This is a genomic window from Streptomyces sp. NBC_01232 (assembly GCF_035989885.1).
Taxonomy (GTDB): Bacteria; Actinomycetota; Actinomycetes; order Streptomycetales; family Streptomycetaceae; genus Streptomyces.
Genome location: NZ_CP108518.1, coordinates 7,085,217 through 7,104,515, shown reverse-complemented (window position 1 = coordinate 7,104,515; position 19,299 = coordinate 7,085,217). Strand labels below are relative to the sequence as shown.

Genomic DNA, 19,299 nt, shown 5'->3' with positions numbered 1-19,299 from the left:
CCCGCCGTGGCCCTCGTCCGCGCAGGCTCCCTGCGCTTCCATGTCCAGCGGCTCCCGGCCACCGCCGGTGCCGCGGCCCCCGGCCGGCCCGTCGTGGTGTTCCTGCACGGACTGGTCGTCGACAACCTCTCCTCCTTCTACTGTCCGCTGGCCGTGCCGGTGGCCCGGGCCGGCCACGAGGCCGTCCTCTACGACCTGCGCGGCCACGGCCGCACCGAGCGCCCCGGGTCCGGCTACGACAGCCGCACCGCCGTACGGGACCTTTTCGCCCTGCTCGGCGCGCTGGACCTCGGGCAGCGCCCGGTCCATCTGGTCGGCAACAGCTACGGCGCGACTCTCGCCCTGCACGCCGCCCTGGCCCGGCCCGACCTCGTCACCGGGCTCACCCTCCTCGAACCCCCGCTGAGCGGGGCGTGGGTGGAGAACATGGTGGACACCCTGTCGGCCGCCGCGCTCAGCCTGGAGGACAGCACGGTCCCCACGGAGCTGCTCACCCTGCGGCTGCGCAAGGCGGCCAATCTGACGGCCATCGCCGACGCCCTGCTGAACCGCACCACGCTCATCGACGACATTGCCGCGAGCCGCGCCTTCACCCCGGCCGACTACGCCCGGCTGCGCTGCCCGGTCCTGATCGTCTGCGGCGAGCACTCCGAACTCATGCCGGGTGGAAGCGAGTTGGCGCAGTACGCGCCGTACGGTGAGCTGCGGATCCTGCCGGGCCTGGGGCACGACGTCCTGAAGGAGAGCAGCGGGGTCCTGCGGAAGACCGTGCTGGCCCATCTCGACGCGACAGCGGACGCGCCGGCCGGTGCGGCGTCCAGAGCGGTGTCCGGTGCGGCGGCCGCGGGACCGTCGGCGGCGTGGCCGCGGCGGGGAGCGCTGGTCCGGTGAAGGTGCTGTTCACCGTGCCGCCGCTGGCGGGGCACGTCAATCCGACCGTCGCCGTCGGGGCCGAACTGGCCGCCCGGGGACACGAGATCGCCTGGACGGGACCGGCCTCGGCACTCGCCCGGCTGCTGCCCGCGCAGGCCCGGATCCTGCCCGCCGGGGAGGACCTGGGCGGCGGGTACGCGGAGTTGCACGAACGCTGGCGCGATCTGCGCGGGGTCGGTGCGCTGCGGTTCCTGTGGGAGGAGGCGCTGGTGCCGCTGGCGCGGGCGATGGTGCCGGGGGTGACCCGGGCCGTCCGTGCCTTCGGCCCGGATGTGCTGGTCGCCGACCAGCAGGCCCTGGCCGGGCCGCTGGTCGCCCGGCGGCTCGGCGTCCCGTGGGTCACGTCCGCCAGCACCTCGGCCGAGCTGACCCGGCCCTTCGCGGACTTCCCCAAGGTCGGGGAGTGGGTGTCGGGGCAGATATCGGGCCTGCTCGCGGAGTTCGGCGCGGCCGGGGATCCGGGGGGCCGGGTGGGCTGGGACCCGCGGTTCTCGAAGCGGCTGGTGCTGGTCTTCTCCACCCCGGAACTGGTGGGAGCGGGCGCGGACTTCCCGCCGCACCACGCGTTCGTGGGCCCGGCCTTCGGCGCCCGTCCGGCCACGCCCGGATTCCCGTGGCAACGGCTGGACCCGGCGCGGCGGCGGGTGCTGGTGTCCCTGGGGACCCTCAACCAGGCCGCCGGGGCACGGTTCTACGGGGCGGTGCTGGGCGCCGCCGAACGGCTCGCCGAGGACGTGCAGTTCGTCCTGGCTGCGCCCCCGGCCCTGATCGGGGCCGCGCCGGCCCATGTCCTGCTCCAGGAGCGCGTGCCGCAGCTGGAGCTGCTGCCGCACCTGGACGCGGTGGTCTGCCACGCCGGCCACAACACCGTCTGCGAGGCCCTCGCGCACGGGCTGCCGCTGGTCGTCGCCCCGATCCGGGACGACCAGCCGATCGTGGCCCGGCAGGTGGTCGAGGCCGGCGCCGGCGTCCGGGTGCGCTTCGGCAGGACCCGGGCCGAGGAAATGCGTGACGCGCTCACGGCCGTGCTGGACGACCCCGGCCCCCGCCGGGCCGCCCGGCGGATCCAGGCCTCATTCGCCGCTGCGGGCGGGGCTGCCGCCGCGGCCGACCGGTTGGAGAAGCTGCTATGACGCCACCCCCGTTCTCCCGTGTCCCGTGGACCTCCGCCCTGATACTGGCCGCCCTCGGTGCGGGCACCGTGCGCGCCAGGCGCCGGCTGCGGGCGATCCCGGTGCTGCCGGTGATCCCGCCCGCGGCGGCCGGAGTGCCGCGCGCCGCCGGGTGGCGGCTGCTCACCGCCCGCGGCGTGGAACCCGACGCGGCCACGTTCCTCGCCGCCTGCGCCTACGCCGAAGCGGAGGGACTGCGGGTGCTGGACCTGCTCCCCGCGGACCTGGCGGCCGAGCGGCTGCTGGGGCTGCTGCGCCTGGTCGACCCGGCCCGCTACCGGCAGGACCGGCTCGCCGAGGGGCGCGGGGCCGGGTTCGCCGTGCTCGTCACCGAGGACGTGCTGGCCCGGGCGGGGGTGGATCCGGGCGGGCCGCGCCCGGATCCGGCCGGGCTCCTCGCGCTGACCCGCCGGCTGAAGGAGTACGCCGCCGACGCCACGGGCCTGGCCATCGCCCCCAGTCTGAGCTGCGGCGGGGCCGAGGAGCGCCGGGGGCCCGCGCGGGCCGCCGAGTTGCGGGCCCAGGGGCTGCCGCCGGGTGCGCTGGCCGCGGCGCAGCTCGGCGGGCTGGCCCTGCTCGCGGGCGTCGCCGTACGCCAGGGCCGGTGGGGGGCCGCCGCGGCCGGGCTGTACTGGCTGCAGCCGTACCTGGTCCTCGGCGGGCCGGGAGCTCCGCTGCGCGCGGCCGGTCTGGGCCGCGCCACGGCGGCCCGGCCGGTGCGCTCCCTGGACGCCGGTCTGCGTACGGCCGCGGCGGCGGGCCGGCGCTCCGCCCCGGACGCCGCTCCGGACGCCGCTCCGGACGCCGCTCCGGGCACCGCATCCGACGCCGCGCGGGCCGCCGCCTACCGGGCCGATCTGGCCGACGGCCCCGGGCGCTTCCTCGAACCGCGCCGCACGGACTGCCCGTGGTGCGGCTCCGCCCGGCTCACCGTGCGGGTCCGGGTGCGCGACCTGCTCCAGGGCAAGCCCGGCCGTTTCACGCTGGAGCAGTGCGGGGACTGCGGGCACGTGTTCCAGAACCCCCGGCTGACCCTGGAGGGGCTGGAGTTCTATTACCGCGACTTCTACGACGGGCGCGGCGGCGAGGGCGCGGGCACCGTCTTCGGCAGGCTGGGCGCCGCCTACCGGGGGCGTGCCGAGATGCTCCTCCCGCACGCGGACCCGGCGTCCTGGCTCGATGTCGGCACCGGGCACGGCCACTTCTGCAACGCGGCGCGGGACGTCTGGCCGCGGACCCGGTTCGACGGGCTGGACATGGGCGACGGGGTGCGCGGGGCCGAGCGCCGCGGCTGGGTGGAGACCGGATACCTCGGCCAGTTCCCGGAGTTCGCGTCGAAGCTGGCGGGCCAGTACGAGGTGGTCAGCATGTACCACTATCTGGAGCACACCCGGGATCCGCTCACCGAGCTGGACGCGGCGGCCACCGTGCTCGCCCCCGGCGGGTTCCTGGCCATCGAGCTGCCGGACCCGGAATCGCGGATGGCGCGGCTCCTCGGACCGGCCTGGCTGCCCTGGTTCCAGCCCCAGCACCAGCACCTCGTGCCCGCGGCCAATCTGCGCGAGGCGCTGGCCGACCGGGGGTTCACCGTCGTCGCCGAGGAGCACGGACCGGCGCACCAGGGCAATGACTTCTTCGGCGCGGTGGCCCTCGTCGCGACGCGGCTGGCTCCGGACCCGGAGCGGCCGTGGGGCCCGCCGGCCACCCCGGGCGCCCGGCTCCGCGCCCACGCGGTACGGGTGGCCGCGCTGCCGTGCTTCGCCGCCGCGGCGGTGCTCGACACGCTGCGCACGGCGGCGGCCCGGCGCACGGACGGCGGGAACGCCTACCGGATGCTGGCCCGCAAGGACATCCCGTGACGGGCGCGGACCCCTCCGGCGGCCGCGTGAGGCCGGGAGCCGGCGCCACCGCATCGCGTACCGCGGGCTGCGGCGGCACCACCGCGGACGTGCCGGGGCCCGCCCCCGTCACCGCCGACCGCGTCGGAGGCGACCTGGCCCGGCGGGCGACGGCCGACCCGCTGTACCGCCTGGTCGCCTACGCCCTGGAGGCCGCGCACGGGAGGCCACCGGCCGCCGTGTGGAGTGCCCCGTACGCCTTCCGCCTGGGCTCCCCCGGGCTGGTCGCGGCGGCCGGCTGGCCGACGGCCGCCGCCGCGGCGCCGCGCACCGACGGCCTGGTGCGGCTCAGCTCCCTCGGCCATCCCGCCGACAGCTGCGATCTGCCGCTGACCCTGTCCGGGCCGCCGCCCGTCGCCCCGGCCTGGGCCACCCGCCCGTACGCCGTGCTGCGGGCCCTGGCCCGGGCCGGGTTCGGCCGCGGCGGCACCGACCTGCACGTCCAGGGCTCCCTGACGGGGGCCGCCGGGCTCGCCACGGCGGAGCCCGCGGACTGCGCGGTGGCCCTGGCGGTGGCCGACGTGCACACGGGGGCGGGTGAGCCGCCGGACCGCGAACAGCTGGCCCGGCTGCTGGCCGGGGCGGTGCCGGACGGGGACGACGGACTGCGCCGGGCGGTGCTCTTCGCCCGGTCCGGCAGAGCCCTGCTGCTGAGCGCGGAGCCCCGGCGCCGGCAGCGGTACGTCGCCTTCGACCCGGCGGCCTCGGGAGCGCGGCTGGTGCTGGTCGCCGTACGCGGGGAGGCCGCGGACCGGTCGCGGGAGCTGGCGCGGGCCGTGGCCTGCGCCCGCCGGGCCGGGGCCCTGAGCGCCTGGCCGCCCGGGCAGCGGCCGGGGCGGAGCGTGCTGGTGCTGCTGCCCGAGGCACGTCTGGCGGCGGTGCGGGCCGCGGTGGCGGAGGACTTCCGCGACCGGGGGCGGCCCGTACCGCGGTTCCTGAACATCGCCGTGGCCGGTGCGGCCCGGCGCGAGGAATGACCACGTCCCGGGGACGGCCCCGGGCGACATCGAGGAGAACGCCCATGCCCACCTCTCGACCCTCACCGACGGCGCGCGCGAGACGCGGGTCCCGATGGTCCGCGCTCGTGGCCGGGCTGGGCGCGCTCGGCCTGCTGGGCGCGTTCACCGTGGCCAACTCCGAGGCGGCGGAGCCCCGTTCGGCCGCCGCGTCGGCGACGGCCGCCGCGCTGCCGGCGTACGACCACGTGGTGGTCGTCGTCTACGAGAACAAGCAGTACGGGGAGATCATCGGCAGCTCGAACGCCCCGTACATCAACCAGCTGGCGAACGGCGGCGCGAGCCTGACCGGCATGAAGGCGCTGACCCACCCCAGCCAGCCGAACTACTTCAACCTCTTCTCCGGCGCCACGCAGGGCATCACCGGGGACGGCTGCTACACCCCGCAGTCGATGACGGCGCCGAACCTGGGCCAGGAGCTGATCGCGGCCGGCAGGACCTTCGCGACGTACAACGAGGACCTGCCGAGCGAGGGGTCCACGGCCTGCACGAACGGCCAGTACGCGCAGAAGCACAACCCGTGGTTCGCCTTCAGGAACGTGCCGCTGAACACCGGCAAGACCTGGGCGCAGTTCCCGCAGAACAACTTCGCGGCGCTGCCGAGCCTGTCCTTCGTGGTGCCCAACCAGTGCAACGACATGCACTCGTGCTCCGTCGGTACGGGCGACACCTGGACGAGGAACAACATCGACGCCTACGCGCAGTGGGCGAAGGCCAACAACAGCCTCCTGGTCCTGACCTGGGACGAGGACAACTACCTGGGCTCGAACCAGATCGCGACCGTCTTCTACGGGGCGAAGGTCAAGACGGGCAAGTACGCCACCGCCTTCAACCACCACCACCTGCTGCGGACCTTCGAGGACCTCTTCGGCACGGCGACGCACGCGGGCAACGCGGCCAACGTGCAGCCGATCACCGAGGTGTTCGACACCTCCACGAACCCCACCCCGACCCCGACTCCCACGCCGACACCCACCCCCACCCCCACTCCGACTCCCACGCCGACCCCCACCCCGACCTCGGGCGGTCTCCAACTGGCCAACCCCGGTCCGCAGACCTGCAAGTTCAACCAGTCGTGCACCATCCGGCTCAGTGCCACCGGCGGCACCGCTCCGGTCCGGTACGCGGCCACCGGCCTGCCCTGGGGGCTGACCGTCGACGCCGGCTCCGGCCGGATCACCGGCAAACCGTGGGGCAGCGGCACCGTCCAGATCACGGCGACGGCGACCGATGCCACGGGCGCCACCGTCACCGCCGCGTTCCCGCTGACCGTCAACTGGTTCTAGCACCGGCCCCGGAGGCATCCGTGTACCTCTCGACCAGCCGGGCCTCGGACATCGCCGGGGACACCCCGGCCCCGAAGGGCCCGCTGCGGGCCGTCCCCGGCACGGTGTTCGCGCTCGGGCTGGTCAGCCTGGTCACGGACGTCTCCGCGGAGATGGTCACCGCCGTCCTGCCGTTGTACCTGATGGCCGGACTCGGCATGTCCCCGCTCGCGTTCGGCGCCCTGGACGGTCTGCACCAGGGCGCCACCGCCGTACTGCGCCTGGCGGGCGGGCGGATCGCCGACCGCACCCGGCGCCGCAAGCTCGTCGCGGGCACCGGCTACGCGCTGTCCGCCGCCTGCAAGGCGGCCCTGCTGTTCGTCGCCACCCCCTGGTCGGTGGCAGCGGTGCTCGCCGCCGACCGGACCGGCAAGGGGCTGCGCACCGCCCCGCGCGACGCGCTGATCTCGCTGTCCGTTCCGCCCGGCGAGCAGGGCCGCGCCTTCGGGGTGCACCGGGCGCTGGACACGGCGGGCGCCCTGCTGGGCCCGCTGGCCGCGTTCGGGATCCTGTGGGTGGCGGTGGACGGCTACGAGGCCGTCTTCACGGTGAGCTGCTGCATCGCCGTCCTGGGCGTGCTGCTGCTCGCGCTCTTCGTCCGGGAGGCCCCGGCGCCCGCCCCGGCCCCGGCCCGGCCCGCACTGCCGCCCGTACGCACGCTGCTGCGCCTCCCCGGCCTGCGGCGGCTGTGCCTGACGGCCGCCGCACTCGGCCTGTTCACCGTCGGCGACGCCTTCCTCTACCTGCTGCTCCAGCGCCGGCTCGAGCTGTCGGCCGCGTACTTCCCGCTGCTGCCCGTCGGCACGGCGGCCGTGTTCCTGCTGGCCGCGCTGCCCGTGGGCCGGCTCGCCGACCGGCTCGGCCGGCGCCGGGTGTTCCTCTGCGGGCACGTCCTGCTGCTCGGGTCCTGCCTGCTGCTCCTGGCCCCGGTCCCGGCCGGGGCGCTGCTGGTCGTCGGCGTGCTCGCGCCGCTCGGCCTGTTCTACGCCGCCACCGACGGGGTCCTGATGGCCGCGGCCGGGCCGTTGCTGCCCGCCGAGCTGCGCACGACCGGGCTCGCGGTGCTCCAGACCGCGCAGGCGCTGGCCCGGTTCGCGGGTTCGCTGCTGTTCGGGGCGGCGTGGACGCTGTGGGGGCCGGGCCGGGCGCTCGGCCTGGCGGCGGCCGGGCTGCTGCTGTCCCTGGCGGCGGTCGCCGTGTTCGGCGGGATCCGGGCACGGCGGTCGTCGTAGGGTCGGGGCATGCCGGAAACACAGCGAACTCTCGAAGGCAGGGTGGCCCTCGTGGCCGGGGCGACGCGCGGCGCGGGCCGGGGCATCGCGGTCCAGCTGGGCGCACGGGGCGCGACCGTGTACGTGTCGGGGCGCAGCACCCGGGGCAGGCGCTCGGAGTACGACCGGCCCGAGACGATCGAGGAGACCGCCGAGCTGGTCACCGCGGCGGGCGGCGAGGGGATCCCGGTGGTCGCCGACCACTTGGTCCCGGCGGAGGTGGAGGCGCTGGTCCGGCGGATCGACACCGAACAGGGCCGCCTGGACGTCCTGGTCAACGACATCTGGGGCGGGGAGCTGCTCTTCGAGTGGGAGAGCACGGTCTGGGAGCACGACCTGGACAAGGGGCTGCGGCTGCTGCGGCTGGCGGTGGAGACCCACGCCGTCACCAGCCATTTCGCGGTGCCGTTGCTGCTGCGCGAGCCGGGCGGGCTGGTGGTGGAGATGACGGACGGCACCGCCGAGTACAACGCGAGCCGGTACCGGGTGTCCTTCTTCTACGACATCGCCAAGTCCTCGGTGCTGCGCATGGCGTTCGCGCTGGGGCACGAGCTGGGACCGCGCGGGGCGACGGCGGTGGCGCTGACCCCGGGCTGGCTGCGCTCGGAGATGATGCTGGACACCTTCGGGGTGACGGAGGCGAACTGGCGGGACGCGCTCACCAAGGTCCCGCACTTCGCCATCTCCGAGACCCCTGCGTACGTGGGCCGGGCGGTCGCGGCGCTCGCCGGGGACCCGGAGGTGGCGCGCTGGAACGGCCGGTCCCTCTCCAGCGGGCAGCTCGCGGGCGTCTACGGCTTCACGGACCTCGACGGCAGCCGCCCGGACGCATGGCGCTACATGGTCGAGGTCCAGGACCCGGACCGGCCGGCGGACACCACCGGCTACCGCTGAGCGACGGCGGTGCCCGTCGCAGTGTTGCGGGCGAACGGCAGGTCCGCCGGGGCGGTTTCGCCCCCGGGGGGTGTCCTGCCGATCAGGCCGGATCAGGGAGCTGGCTCCGGTGCCGCGGGCCGGAGTCGATCAGGCGGGCCAGTCCGTCGAGGACGCACTGGAGGCCGAAGGTCCAGAGCGTCTGGGGGTGGTAGCCGGCGACGGCGCTGCCCACCCGGCCGGCGAGCGGGTAGCGCTCGGGGTCCAGGGCCCTTCCGAGCAGCGGCTCGCTGACGGCCCACCAGTCCTCCTGGCTCTGGCGGCTGTTGTGCGCCGCGTCGTCGGCAACCCCCAGGGCGTGCGCGTGGACGAAGCCGAGGAGGTGGGCCAGGGCCGCGTCCATCTGGATGTCGGTGAGCCCGATGCCTTCGAAGGCGGCCAGTTCGTAGTCGTACTTCCCGATCACTCCGGGGCCCAGCGGCGGGCGGGTGACGGCCAGGTCGGCGATCCAGGGGTGCCGGGTGAGCAGGTCCCGGTTGTCCTCGGCCACGCGGGTGACCTTCGTCTGCCAGGGGTCCCCGTCGCCCGGTGTGCGGCGTTCCATGCGCTCGTACGCCTCGTCCAGCATGAGATCGAGGAGTTCGGCCTTGCCGGGGACGTAGGTGTAGAGGGTCATCGGCGTCACGCCCAGGCGCTGGGCCAGCGCCCGCATGGTGAGCGCGGGCAGCCCCGCCTCGTCGGCCAGCTCGGTGGCGGCCCGGACGACGGCGTCCACCGTGAGGCCCTGCCGGGGGCCGCGCCGCCCCGGCTGGGCCGGCTGTCCGGTGTCCCGCCACAGCAGCTCCAGCGTGCGGACGGGGTCGCCCGCCCCACTGCGGTCCTTCACCATGTCCGGGTCCTCCGATCGCGTGGCCAATAATTCACTACAGCGTATAGAGTACAGTGTACAAAGTAAGCTCGAGACACCGCCACGCGAGGAGTTCCGTGCAGATCGCCGCCGACAGTCATCAGGTCATCCAGGTCCGCGGAGCGCGGGAGAACAACCTCACGGACATCTCCCTCGACATCCCCAAGCGCCGGCTCACCGTCTTCACCGGTGTCTCCGGCTCCGGCAAGTCCTCCCTCGTCTTCGGCACCATCGCCGCCGAGTCGCAGCGGATGATCAACGAGACGTACACCGCCTTCATCCAGTCCTTCATGCCGAGCCTGGGCCGGCCGGACGTGGACGGGCTGCACAACCTGAGCGCCGCCATCGTGGTCGACCAGGAGCGGATGGGGGCGAACTCCCGGTCCACGGTCGGCACCGCCACCGATGCCTCCACCATGCTGCGGATCATCTTCTCCCGCCTCGGCGTCCCGCACGTCGGCTCGTCCACCGCCTTCAGCTTCAACGCCCCGGACGGCATGTGCCCGCACTGCGAGGGCATCGGGCAGGTCTCCGACATCGACGTGGACCAGCTGGTGGACCGCGAACTCTCCCTCAACGAGGGCGCGATCACCGTCCCCGGCTTCGCCGTGGACACCTGGTACTGGCAGATCATGGCCAACTCCGGTTTCTACTCCCCCGACACGAAGCTCAAGGACTTCTCCGAGCAGGAGTGGGCCGACTTCCTGCACAAGAGCCCGGTGAAGGTGAAGGCCGGTGCCAACAACTTCACCTACGAGGGCCTGGTCGCGAAGATCCAGCGGACGTACCTGTCCAAGGACCGCGAGTCGATGCAGGCCCACATCAGGACCTTCGTGGACCGCGCCGTGGTCTTCACGGACTGCCCCGACTGCGGCGGCACCCGCCTGTCCGCGGCGGCACTGTCCTCGCGCATCGACGGAATGAACATCGCCGAGTGCTCGGCGATGCAGATCAGCGACCTGGCCTCCTTCGTCCGCCGGATCGACGACCCGAGCGTGGCCCCGCTGCTCGCGAACCTGCGGGACCTGCTCGACTCGCTCGTGGAGATCGGCCTGGGATACCTCAGCCTGGACCGCCCCTCCGGCACCCTGTCCGGGGGCGAGGCGCAACGGGTCAAGATGGTGCGGCACCTGGGGTCCTCGCTCACCGACGTCACCTACGTCTTCGACGAGCCGACCACGGGCCTGCACCCGCACGACATCCGACGCATGAACGACCTCCTGCTGCGGCTGCGCGACAAGGGCAACACCGTCCTCGTCGTCGAGCACAAGCCCGAGGTCATCGCGATCGCGGACCACGTCGTCGACCTCGGCCCCGGCGCGGGCACGGCCGGCGGACAGCTCTGCTACACCGGGGACGTGGCCGGGCTGCGCGCCTCCGACACCCTCACCGGGCGCCATCTCGGACACCGGGCGCGGCTGCGGGAGTCGGTGCGCACCCCGCGCGGCCAGCTGTCGGTCAAGGACGCGGATCTGCACAACCTGAAGGACGTCAGCGTGGAGGTGCCCCTCGGGGTACTGACCGTGGTGACCGGAGTCGCGGGCTCCGGGAAGAGCTCGCTGATCCACGGGTACCTGGCCGGGCGCGACGGTGTGGTGGTCGCCGACCAGTCGCCGATCCGCGGCTCGCGCCGCTCCAATCCGGCCACCTACACCGGCCTGCTGGGGCCGATCCGGACGGCCTTCGCCACGGCCAACGGGGTCAAGGCGGCGCTGTTCAGCGCCAATTCGGAGGGCGCCTGCCCCAAGTGCAACGGTCTCGGGCTGGTCTACACGGACCTGGCCATGATGGCCGCGGTCGCCTCGGTCTGCGAGGAGTGCGAGGGCAAGCGCTTCACCCCCGAGGTGCTGACGTACCGGCTGCGCGGCAAGAACATCAGCGAGGTGCTGAACATGCCGGTCGCGGAGGCGCACGAGTTCTTCCCCACCGGCCAGGCACGCGCCGTCCTCGGGCGCCTGGTCGACGTCGGCCTGTCGTACCTGCGGCTCGGGCAGCCGCTCAACACCCTGTCGGGCGGCGAGCGGCAGCGCCTCAAGCTCGCCATCAGCATGGCCGAGAAGTCCTCGACGTACATCCTGGACGAGCCGACGACCGGCCTGCACATGGCCGACGTGGACAAGCTCCTGGCCCTGCTGGACCGGCTCGTCGACGACGGGAACTCGGTGATCGTCATCGAGCACCACCAGGCGGTCATGGCGCACGCCGACTGGCTGATCGACATCGGCCCCGGTGGCGGCCACGCCGGCGGCCGGGTCGTCTTCGAGGGCACTCCGGCGACGCTGGTGGCCGATGCGGACACCCTGACCGCCCGCCACCTGCGGGAGTACGTCGGCTCGTAGCGCGAGGCCGTACGCCGTACGCGGCCGCCCGCCGGATGCGGCAGGCTGCGTACGGCGCGCGCGCCGGCCGTGGCGAGACGACGGTGGGCGGGTCTCCTAGGAGTGCAGGCGCAGTTCGCGGTCCTCGCCGAGCGGGGCGAAGAAGCGCTCCACGTCCGCGCCGCTCACCTCGGCCAGGGTCGCCGGGGACCAGTGCGGGTCACGGTCCTTGTCGACGACCTGCGCCCGGATGCCCTCCACGAGGTCGGGCGAGGCCAGCGCGTTGCAGGAAATGCGGAACTCCTGGACCAGCACCCCCTCCAGCGTGCCGAGGGCCGCGGCACGGCGCAGCGCCGCCAGGGTGACCTTGAGGGCGGTCGGGGACTTGGCCAGGATCGTCTCGGCGGCCTCCTTGGCGGCGGGCTCCCCCTGGCCGAGCAGCCGCTCCACGATCTCCTCGACGGTGTCGGCCGCGTAGCAGTGGTCGATCCAGCCGCGCCGGTCGGCGAGTTCACCGGGCCCGGGGGTGGCGGCGTACCGCGGGAGCACCTCGTGTGCGGGCGCCCCGGCGAGGGCGGCGGTCAGTTCCGGGAGCCGGCCGGCCGGTACGAAGTGGTCGGCGAGCCCGCACAGCAGCGCGTCGGCGGCGCCGACCGCGGTGCCGGTGAGGGCGAGATGGGTGCCGAGTCCGCCGGGTGCGCGGCCGAGCAGGTGGGTGCCGCCGATGTCGGGGACGAAGCCGATGCCGGTCTCGGGCATGGCGACGCGAGAGCGTTCGGTGACGATCCGGACCGAGCCGTGCGCGGAGACGCCGACGCCGCCGCCCATGGTGATGCCGTCCATGAGGGCGACGTACGGCTTGGGGTAGCGGGCGATGCGGGCGTTGAGGCGGTACTCGTCGCGCCAGAAGTCGGCCGAGGCGGTGTTCCCGGCCTTGGCGTCGTCGTGGATGGCCCGGATGTCCCCGCCCGCGCACAGACCGCGCTCACCGGCGCCGCGGATCAGGACCTGCTGGACGGCGGGATCGTCCGCCCACGCGGCGAGGGCCTCGTCGATGCGGATCACCATGGGGTGGGTGAGGGCGTTGATGGCCCTGGGGCGGTTGAGGGTGATCACCCCGGTCCGGCCGTCGGTGTGGAACAGCACGGTGTTCGCGTCTTCGGTCTGCGCGTCTTCGGTCTTCACACCGGCCAGTATCACCGCGGCCCGCGCCGCTCCCGGCGCCGGGCGCTCCCGGCGCGTACCGTGGTCGGCCATGAGGAAGATCGTGCTGATGGCGGGGGTGTCGCTCGACGGGTTCATCGAGGGGCCGGACCGGGACATCGGCTGGCACCAAGTGGACGAAGAGCTGCACCAGCACATGAACGACGTGCTCAGCGCGGCGGGCGGTTTCCTCAGCGGGCGCGTGACGCACCAGCTGATGGCGGACTACTGGCCGACCGCCGACGCCGATCCCGCGAACGCCGGTGCGGTGGCCGAGTTCGCCGAGATCTGGCGGTCCAAGCCCAAGTACGTGTACTCGCGCACCCTGCGGTCGGCGGAGTGGAACACCACGATCGTGCGGGACGTCGTGCCCGAGGAGGTCGCCGCGCTCAAGGCGGCCCCTGGCGGCGACCTGACGCTGGGCGGGGCGGATCTCGCCACCTCGTTCCTGCGCCAGGACCTCGTGGACGCGTTCCGGATCTACGTGCACCCGGTACGGATCGGGCGTGGCACGCCGCTCTTCCAGACCCTCGACTACCGTCCGGTGACCCTGCGGCACACCGACACCCGCACCTTCGGCAACGGCGTGGTCCTGCTGCGCTACGAGCGCGCGTAGGGCGCGCATCGAGTCGTGATCAATGTGCGGGTGCCGCTCGATATGCCCCTGGGTGACGTGCTGAGGTGCCGGACGCCAACGGCGGGCAGGAGTTGAGTCAACGGTCAACCAGCCGTGGACGCGGGGCCTCACCCGTGGATTCCGCGTCGGTGTCGTCGGTGCCGACCGGGCCGCGGGGAAGCATCCGGTCCAGCCACTTCGGCAGCCACCAGTTGGTCCGGCCGAGGAGCGTCATGGTCGCCGGTACCAGCACCATGCGTACGACCGTGGCGTCGATGAAGATCGCGGTGGCCAGGCCGAGCCCGAACATTTTGGTGGAGGGGTCCTCGGCGACGGCGAAGGACAGGAAGACCGCCACCATGATGAGGGCGGCCGAGGTGATGATCCGGGCGGTGCGCGAGACGCCCTCGACGATCGCCGTGCCGTTGTCGCCGGTGCGCAGGTACTCCTCGCGTACGCGGGAGAGGAGGAACACCTCGTAGTCCATCGACAGGCCGAACAGGATGGCGAAGAGGAACATCGGGATGAACGACACGATCGGAACCGTCGCTTCCAGCCCGATGAGTGCGCCTCCCCAGCCCCACTGGAAGACCGCGACCATGATGCCGTAGGCCGCGCCGATGCTCAGCAGATTCAGCAGGACCGCCTTGAGCGGTACGAGTATCGAGCGGAAGACCAGCATCAGCAGCAGGAACGACATCGCCAGCACGGCGGCGACGAACACCGGCAGGCGTTGGCTGGTGCGTCGGCCCACATCGGACAGGCTCGCGGTGGCGCCGCCGACGTGGGCCCTGGCCGGGCCGTGCCCGATCGCCGTGGGCAGCACGTCGGTGCGCAGCCGGGCGATGGTGTCGGCCGTGGCCTTGTCCTGAGGGCTGGTGGTCGGGAACACCACGAGGGTCGCGATGCCGGTGGCCCGATCGATGTGCGTCGGCGCGACGGATGCGATGCCCGGATCCGCCGCGACCGCCCCGACGAGTCGGTCCAGCACTCCCGGATCACCGGTGGGGTCCGCGGCGATGACGAGGGGACCGTTGGTGCCCGGGCCGAACCCCTCGGCGACGAGGTCGTAGGCGCGGCGCTCGGTACGGCTGTGGGGCAGTGAGCCGTCGTCGGGCAGGCCGACGCGCAGGCCGAGCACGGGCAGCGTCGCGGTCAGCAGCAGCCCCGCCGCGCCGATCGCGTACGGCACCGGGTGCCGGTTGACGTGCCCGATCCAGCGCCGCCAACCGGCGGCGGGAGCGGCGCCCGCCGCCGGGTCCCGCCGCCGTGCGAGTCGGCCCGGCTTCCCGGTCTGCAGAGCCCGGCCGATCCGGCCGGCCCGGGCCAGGCGTGGGCCGGCGGCGCCGAGGAGGGCCGGCAGCAGCGTCACCGACGCGAGCACCATGGTCAGGACGACGATCGAGACGGCAAGCCCGCCCACTGTCATGAACGGCACGTTCGCGACCGCCATGCCGAGGATCGACACGACGACGGTTCCGCCGGCGAAGACCACCGGCCGCCCCGCCGTGGCCACCGCTCGTCCGGCCGCCTCGTGCGGATCGAGCCCGCGCGCGAGGTACTCCCGGTGCCTGGCGAGCACGAACAGCGCGTAGTCGATGCCCACTCCGAGCCCGACCATGCTGCCCAGGACCGGTGCGAAGGTGGGGACGTCCGTGACCCCCGCCAGTACCGTCATCGTGGCGACGCCGACGGTCAGTCCGAAGACCGCCATGCCGATCGGCAGCGCGGCCGCGACGAGCGAACCGAACGCCAGGAAGAGAATCGCGGCCGCGGCGACGAGACCGATCAGCTCGCTCACGCCGCCGTCGGGGTCGGAGAAGGCATAGAAGAGGTTCCCGCCCATCTCGATGCGCAGGGGCAGCTCGGCGCGCAGCCGGTCGCCGAGATCGACGAGGGCGTCGAGGTCTTCGCCCGACAGCCGGCTCTGGTCGGGGTACTGCACCCGGACGACCGCGATCCGCCCGTCGGCCGAGACGAGGCCGCCGCGCACGGCGGTGTCCCCGCCCGCGTCGAGCGCCCCCGCCGGGTCGCTCGTGCCGAGCACGTGCGGCAGCCGGTTCACCTCGGTCCGCAGCCGCGTGAGAGCGGTGCGCGCGCCGTCGTCGTCGAAGAACGTCGCACCGCCATCGAGGGGGGTGACGACCACTTGGGCGGTCATCCCCTCCTGGCCGGTGCCTGCCCGCTCGATCAGTTCCGCGGCCCGTCGGGAGTCCAGTCCTGGAGCGGTCATCGAGTCCGCGGTCCGCCCGCCGAAGGCGACGGCGGCGAGGACGGCGAGCGTGGCGGCGATCAGCCATGCCGCGATCACCCGCCAGGGATGGCGGGCCGCACCCCCGCCCAGGCGCAACAGGACTTTCGAGAGCATCTGTTCCTCCCACCACCTCGTCGGCCGTCCTTGTACGGCCGCCGATACCGAGGCTCGTCGCCACGGCGCTCCGCGGCATCGGCCCGCGGGCCGCGGATCCGTCGGCCCCGGGGCGGAGTGACGACCCATCCTTTCGGCCGATGCGCGGCACGCCGCGGTCCCTAGGCTGAGAACCGTGCTCCGAGACGACCTGCGAACCCTGTGGACCGAACCCCGGCCGCCCGACGCGCCCGCCCGGGTGCGGCGGGACTGGGCGCTGCTCGCCGCGGGCCTTGCCGGTGTGGCGCTGGAGGCCACCCTGCGCGAGAACGTCGTGTGGCGGCCGGTGGCGGTGGTGCTCGCCGTATGGCTGTGCCTGCTGCCCCTGTGGCGCCGGACCCGCCCGCTGGCGATGGTGACGCTGGCGTTCGGCTCGGTGATCGTGCTTCCGGTGGCCTCGCTGGTCGCCGCACCGCGCGAGCCCGTCGGCCTGTACACCGGCGCGGTCGTGCTCGTGCTGGTGTACGCGCTGCCCCGGTGGGGATCGGGACGGGAGATCGTGCTGGGCGGCGCGGTGATCCTCGCGGCCGGCGCGCTGTGTTCCGTCACGGACGAGACCCCGGTCGTCGAGAACGTCGTGGGCCTCGCCTTCCTGCTGCTGCCCGGCGTGGTCGGGGCTGCCGTGCGGTTCCGGGTGACCGCTCGCGATCGGCAGTTGGAGCAGGTGCGCTCCCGCGAGCGCGAGCAGCTCGCCCGGGAACTGCACGACACGGTGGCCCACCACGTGTCGGCCATGGTGATCATCGCCCAGGCGGGCCGGGTGCTCGCGGGCACCGACCCGTCCGCCGCCGTGGAGGCGCTGGAGGGGGTCGAGGAGGAAGGGGCGCGCACGCTGGAGGAAATGCGCGCCATGGTCGCCGCGCTGCGCGACCGCGGGGTCGGCGCCGAGCTGGCGCCGCCTGCCGGTGTCGCGGATCTGGAGCGCCTGGTGCGCACCCCGCGTGGTCGCCTCAAGGTCGACCTGGGGCTCGACGGCGAGCTGGACGCGCTGCCCCCGGCCGTGGACGCGGCCGTCTACCGGATCGTGCAGGAGTCGGTGACCAACGCGCTGCGCCATGCGATCGACGCGACCGAGGTCGTCGTCCGGGTCGCCGCGGAACGGCACATGGTGCGGGTGAGCGTGCGCGACAACGGCCGGCGCACCGGCCGGGGTCGCGACGGATACGGACTTACCGGATTGCGCGAGCGCGCGACGCTGCTCGGCGGCACACTACGAGCCGGCCCGGGTACCGACCGGGGCTGGAATGTCGACGCCGAACTGCCGAGAGCGAGGAGCGAGAGCCGTGTCCATTCGCGTCCTCGTCGCTGACGACCAGACGATCATCCGCACCGGGTTGCGGATCATACTGAACGCCCAGCCCGGCATCGAGGTGGTCGGCGAGGCCGCCGACGGAGGGGAGGCGGTACGTCTGGCCCGCGAACTGCGCCCCGACGTCTGCCTGTTCGACATTCGCATGCCCGTACTCGACGGGCTCGAGGCCACCCGGCTGGTCGCCGGCCCGGGCGTCGCCGACCCGCTGGCCGTGGTCGTCATCACCACGTTCGACCTCGACGAGTACGTCTACGGCGCGCTGCGTGCCGGCGCCCGCGGATTCCTCCTCAAGGACACGGGACCGGACCTTCTGGCCCAGGCCGTACGGTCGGCGTCCGGCGGTGAGGCGCTCATTGCGCCCAGCGTCACCGTCCGTCTGCTCCAGGCATTCGCGGACCTGCCCGCCGGCCGGCCCGTGGCCCAGCCGGTCTCCCCCGTCACCGCCCGCGAGGAGCAGGTGCTCCTCGCCGTCGCTCGCGGGCTGACCAACACCGAGATCGCCGATGCACTGCACATCAGCCTCAGCACGGTGAAGACGCATCTGGCCAGCCTGATGGCCAAACTCGGCGCCCGCAACCGGGTCGAGATCGCGATGTGGGCCTACGAAACGCGCCGCATCCTCCCCGGAACCTGAGCCGGGTGCCGGGCCATGTCCCCTGAGTCCCCGCCCGGACATCAGTGCACCGGTCGGCTCACGTCGGCTCCACGCGCCTCACCCGCGCCGGAGCCGGTGGTCAGTCGCGGGGGCGGGCCCGATGGTCCCGCCATGCCGCCAGGGCCTCGGTGCGGGTTCCGTCCGGGTGCCGGGCGTGCCAGGCGCGCAGGAACCGATTGAGCTCGAACTGCGCGCCGATCTGCTGGGGTTCGGCCGCGCGTGCGCGGGTCGCGTGCCAGTGGGCGACGGCCTCGGCCAGGGTGTGGCCCGCATGCCCGGCGATGTAGTCCCGCATGAAGGCGTCGAAGTGGAAGCCGGGTCCGATCTCGCGGACGAAGTACGCGCGCAGCACCTGGCTGCAGTTCTGGCCCGGCGGGATCACGCTCGCGCCGGTGACGGGCGCGGTGAGCCGGCGTCCGGCCCGGCGGGGTGCGGGGGCCGCCGGGGCGGCGGGTGCGGGGAGTCCGTCGAGCGCGGCGGCGAGCCGCGCGGTGACGGCTACCTTGCCCCCGCCGGCCGGGAGCCCCATCTGCCGTGCGAGCGCCGCCAGTTCGGCCAGCGTCCAGTACCAGCGCAGCAGCTCGGCCCCGGTCAGCGCGGACGTCAGGGAGGGTCGGGATTCTCCGTTATTCGCACTCACGTTCCCATCCTAATCGGGATGCGGATGCGGCGAGGAGACCGGCAGGGGCTCCCCGGAAGTCGAATGCGCTCCCCTTAGTGTCGGTACCTGCCCGCACCGGATCCGCAGGAGAGTTCATGACCGTCACCGAACCGACCCCCCTCGCCCTTGGTCAGGACACCGCCCTGGTCCTCATCGACCTCCAGACGGGCATCCTCGCCCGGCCCACCGCGAAGCCGGCCACCGAGATCCTCGAGAAGGGCGTCGCGCTCGCCGAGGCGTTCCGCTCCCACCGGCTGCCCGTGGTCCTGGTCAAGGTGGCGTGGTCCCCCGACGGCGGCGACCTGCCCACCGCGAACGTGGACCGCCCGGGGCCGGCCGCCGCCCCGCCCGCCGCCTTCTCCGAGATCCCCGCCGAGCTCGCCGCCCTCGGGGACGTGGTCGTCACCAAGCGCCACTGGGGCGCCTTCACCGGCACCGAGCTCGACCTCCAGCTGCGCCGGCGCGGCATCCACCGCATCGTCCTGGCCGGCATCTCCACGAGCGTCGGCGTCGAATCCACGGCCCGTACGGCCTGGGAGCTCAGCTACGACCTGGTCTTCGCGGAGGACGCCACCGCCGACACCGACGCCGATTCGCACGCCCACACCTTCGGCAAGATCTTCCCCCGCATCGGCAAGGTCAGCAGCACGGACGAGGTCATCGCGGCCCTGGGCCCCTGACCGGCCGCGCGCCGACGGCGGTTCACCCGTAACCGTGCGGGCGTCCGCGGGT

At 73.9% G+C, this 19,299-nt stretch carries 16 protein-coding genes; 12 read left to right on the top strand and 4 right to left on the bottom strand.

Features of this window, described 5'->3' with window-relative positions; genetic code table 11:
* Nucleotides 1–6: 6 nt before the first annotated feature.
* The 7 genes from OG444_RS32830 to OG444_RS32800 are packed head-to-tail and all read left to right on the top strand — an operon-like array spanning nt 7 to nt 8,509.
* Nucleotides 7–891, top strand: coding sequence for an alpha/beta fold hydrolase (locus OG444_RS32830; protein WP_327265509.1), 885 nt, complete (start codon nt 7–9; stop codon nt 889–891).
* A 2-nt stretch (nt 892–893) separates the two neighbouring features.
* A complete protein-coding gene (locus tag OG444_RS32825) occupies nt 894–2,066 on the top strand; it encodes a glycosyltransferase (RefSeq protein ID WP_327266996.1) in 1,173 nt (390 codons plus the stop codon).
* Nucleotides 2,063–3,964, top strand: a complete 1,902-nt coding sequence (locus OG444_RS32820; protein ID WP_327265508.1) for a class I SAM-dependent methyltransferase — start codon at nt 2,063–2,065, stop codon at nt 3,962–3,964. The genes OG444_RS32825 and OG444_RS32820 overlap by 4 nt, the downstream gene beginning before the upstream one ends.
* Entirely contained in the window at nt 3,961–4,980 is a 1,020-nt protein-coding gene (locus OG444_RS32815) for a galactokinase (protein ID WP_327265507.1), read from the top strand. The genes OG444_RS32820 and OG444_RS32815 overlap by 4 nt, the downstream gene beginning before the upstream one ends.
* A gap of 44 nt (nt 4,981–5,024) precedes the next feature.
* Nucleotides 5,025–6,305 (top strand): alkaline phosphatase family protein, encoded by a 1,281-nt coding sequence (locus OG444_RS32810; protein WP_327265506.1) that lies wholly within the window; start codon nt 5,025–5,027, stop codon nt 6,303–6,305.
* Between the two features lie 20 nt (nt 6,306–6,325).
* Nucleotides 6,326–7,576 (top strand): MFS transporter, encoded by a 1,251-nt coding sequence (locus tag OG444_RS32805; protein ID WP_442810675.1) that lies wholly within the window; start codon nt 6,326–6,328, stop codon nt 7,574–7,576.
* Between the two features lie 9 nt (nt 7,577–7,585).
* Entirely contained in the window at nt 7,586–8,509 is a 924-nt protein-coding gene (locus OG444_RS32800) for an SDR family oxidoreductase (RefSeq protein WP_327265505.1), read from the top strand.
* A gap of 82 nt (nt 8,510–8,591) precedes the next feature.
* Here OG444_RS32800 and OG444_RS32795 read toward each other — a convergent pair whose 3' ends face one another.
* Complete coding sequence (locus tag OG444_RS32795; RefSeq protein WP_442810673.1) at nt 8,592–9,404, bottom strand: TetR/AcrR family transcriptional regulator; 813 nt, start codon at nt 9,402–9,404, stop codon at nt 8,592–8,594.
* Nucleotides 9,405–9,472: 68 nt separating this feature from the next.
* Between OG444_RS32795 and OG444_RS32790 the strand changes: the two genes are divergently transcribed.
* Nucleotides 9,473–11,734, top strand: coding sequence for an excinuclease ABC subunit UvrA (locus OG444_RS32790; protein ID WP_327265504.1), 2,262 nt, complete (start codon nt 9,473–9,475; stop codon nt 11,732–11,734).
* Between the two features lie 96 nt (nt 11,735–11,830).
* Here the strand turns inward: OG444_RS32790 and OG444_RS32785 are convergent, their stop codons facing one another.
* Complete coding sequence (locus OG444_RS32785) at nt 11,831–13,075, bottom strand: enoyl-CoA hydratase/isomerase family protein (protein WP_442810671.1); 1,245 nt, start codon at nt 13,073–13,075, stop codon at nt 11,831–11,833.
* Here OG444_RS32785 and OG444_RS32780 point away from each other — a divergent pair.
* Nucleotides 12,969–13,532 (top strand): dihydrofolate reductase family protein, encoded by a 564-nt coding sequence (locus OG444_RS32780; protein ID WP_327265502.1) that lies wholly within the window; start codon nt 12,969–12,971, stop codon nt 13,530–13,532. The genes OG444_RS32785 and OG444_RS32780 overlap by 107 nt on opposite strands.
* A gap of 97 nt (nt 13,533–13,629) precedes the next feature.
* Here OG444_RS32780 and OG444_RS32775 read toward each other — a convergent pair whose 3' ends face one another.
* A complete protein-coding gene (locus OG444_RS32775; RefSeq protein ID WP_327265501.1) occupies nt 13,630–15,900 on the bottom strand; it encodes an MMPL family transporter in 2,271 nt (756 codons plus the stop codon).
* A 175-nt stretch (nt 15,901–16,075) separates the two neighbouring features.
* Between OG444_RS32775 and OG444_RS32770 the strand changes: the two genes are divergently transcribed.
* Both OG444_RS32770 and OG444_RS32765 read left to right on the top strand, forming a co-directional pair.
* Nucleotides 16,076–17,248 (top strand): sensor histidine kinase, encoded by a 1,173-nt coding sequence (locus OG444_RS32770; RefSeq protein WP_327265500.1) that lies wholly within the window; start codon nt 16,076–16,078, stop codon nt 17,246–17,248.
* Nucleotides 17,223–17,885, top strand: a complete 663-nt coding sequence (locus OG444_RS32765) for a response regulator transcription factor (RefSeq protein WP_327265499.1) — start codon at nt 17,223–17,225, stop codon at nt 17,883–17,885. The genes OG444_RS32770 and OG444_RS32765 overlap by 26 nt, the downstream gene beginning before the upstream one ends.
* Nucleotides 17,886–17,985: 100 nt before the next feature.
* On the opposite strand, the gene OG444_RS32760 is transcribed toward OG444_RS32765, so the two are convergent.
* Nucleotides 17,986–18,546, bottom strand: coding sequence for a DUF6434 domain-containing protein (locus tag OG444_RS32760; protein ID WP_327265498.1), 561 nt, complete (start codon nt 18,544–18,546; stop codon nt 17,986–17,988).
* A gap of 116 nt (nt 18,547–18,662) precedes the next feature.
* Between OG444_RS32760 and OG444_RS32755 the strand changes: the two genes are divergently transcribed.
* On the top strand, nt 18,663–19,247 hold the full coding sequence (locus OG444_RS32755; protein ID WP_327265497.1) for a hydrolase: 585 nt from the start codon (nt 18,663–18,665) through the stop codon (nt 19,245–19,247).
* Nucleotides 19,248–19,299: the final 52 nt, after the last annotated feature.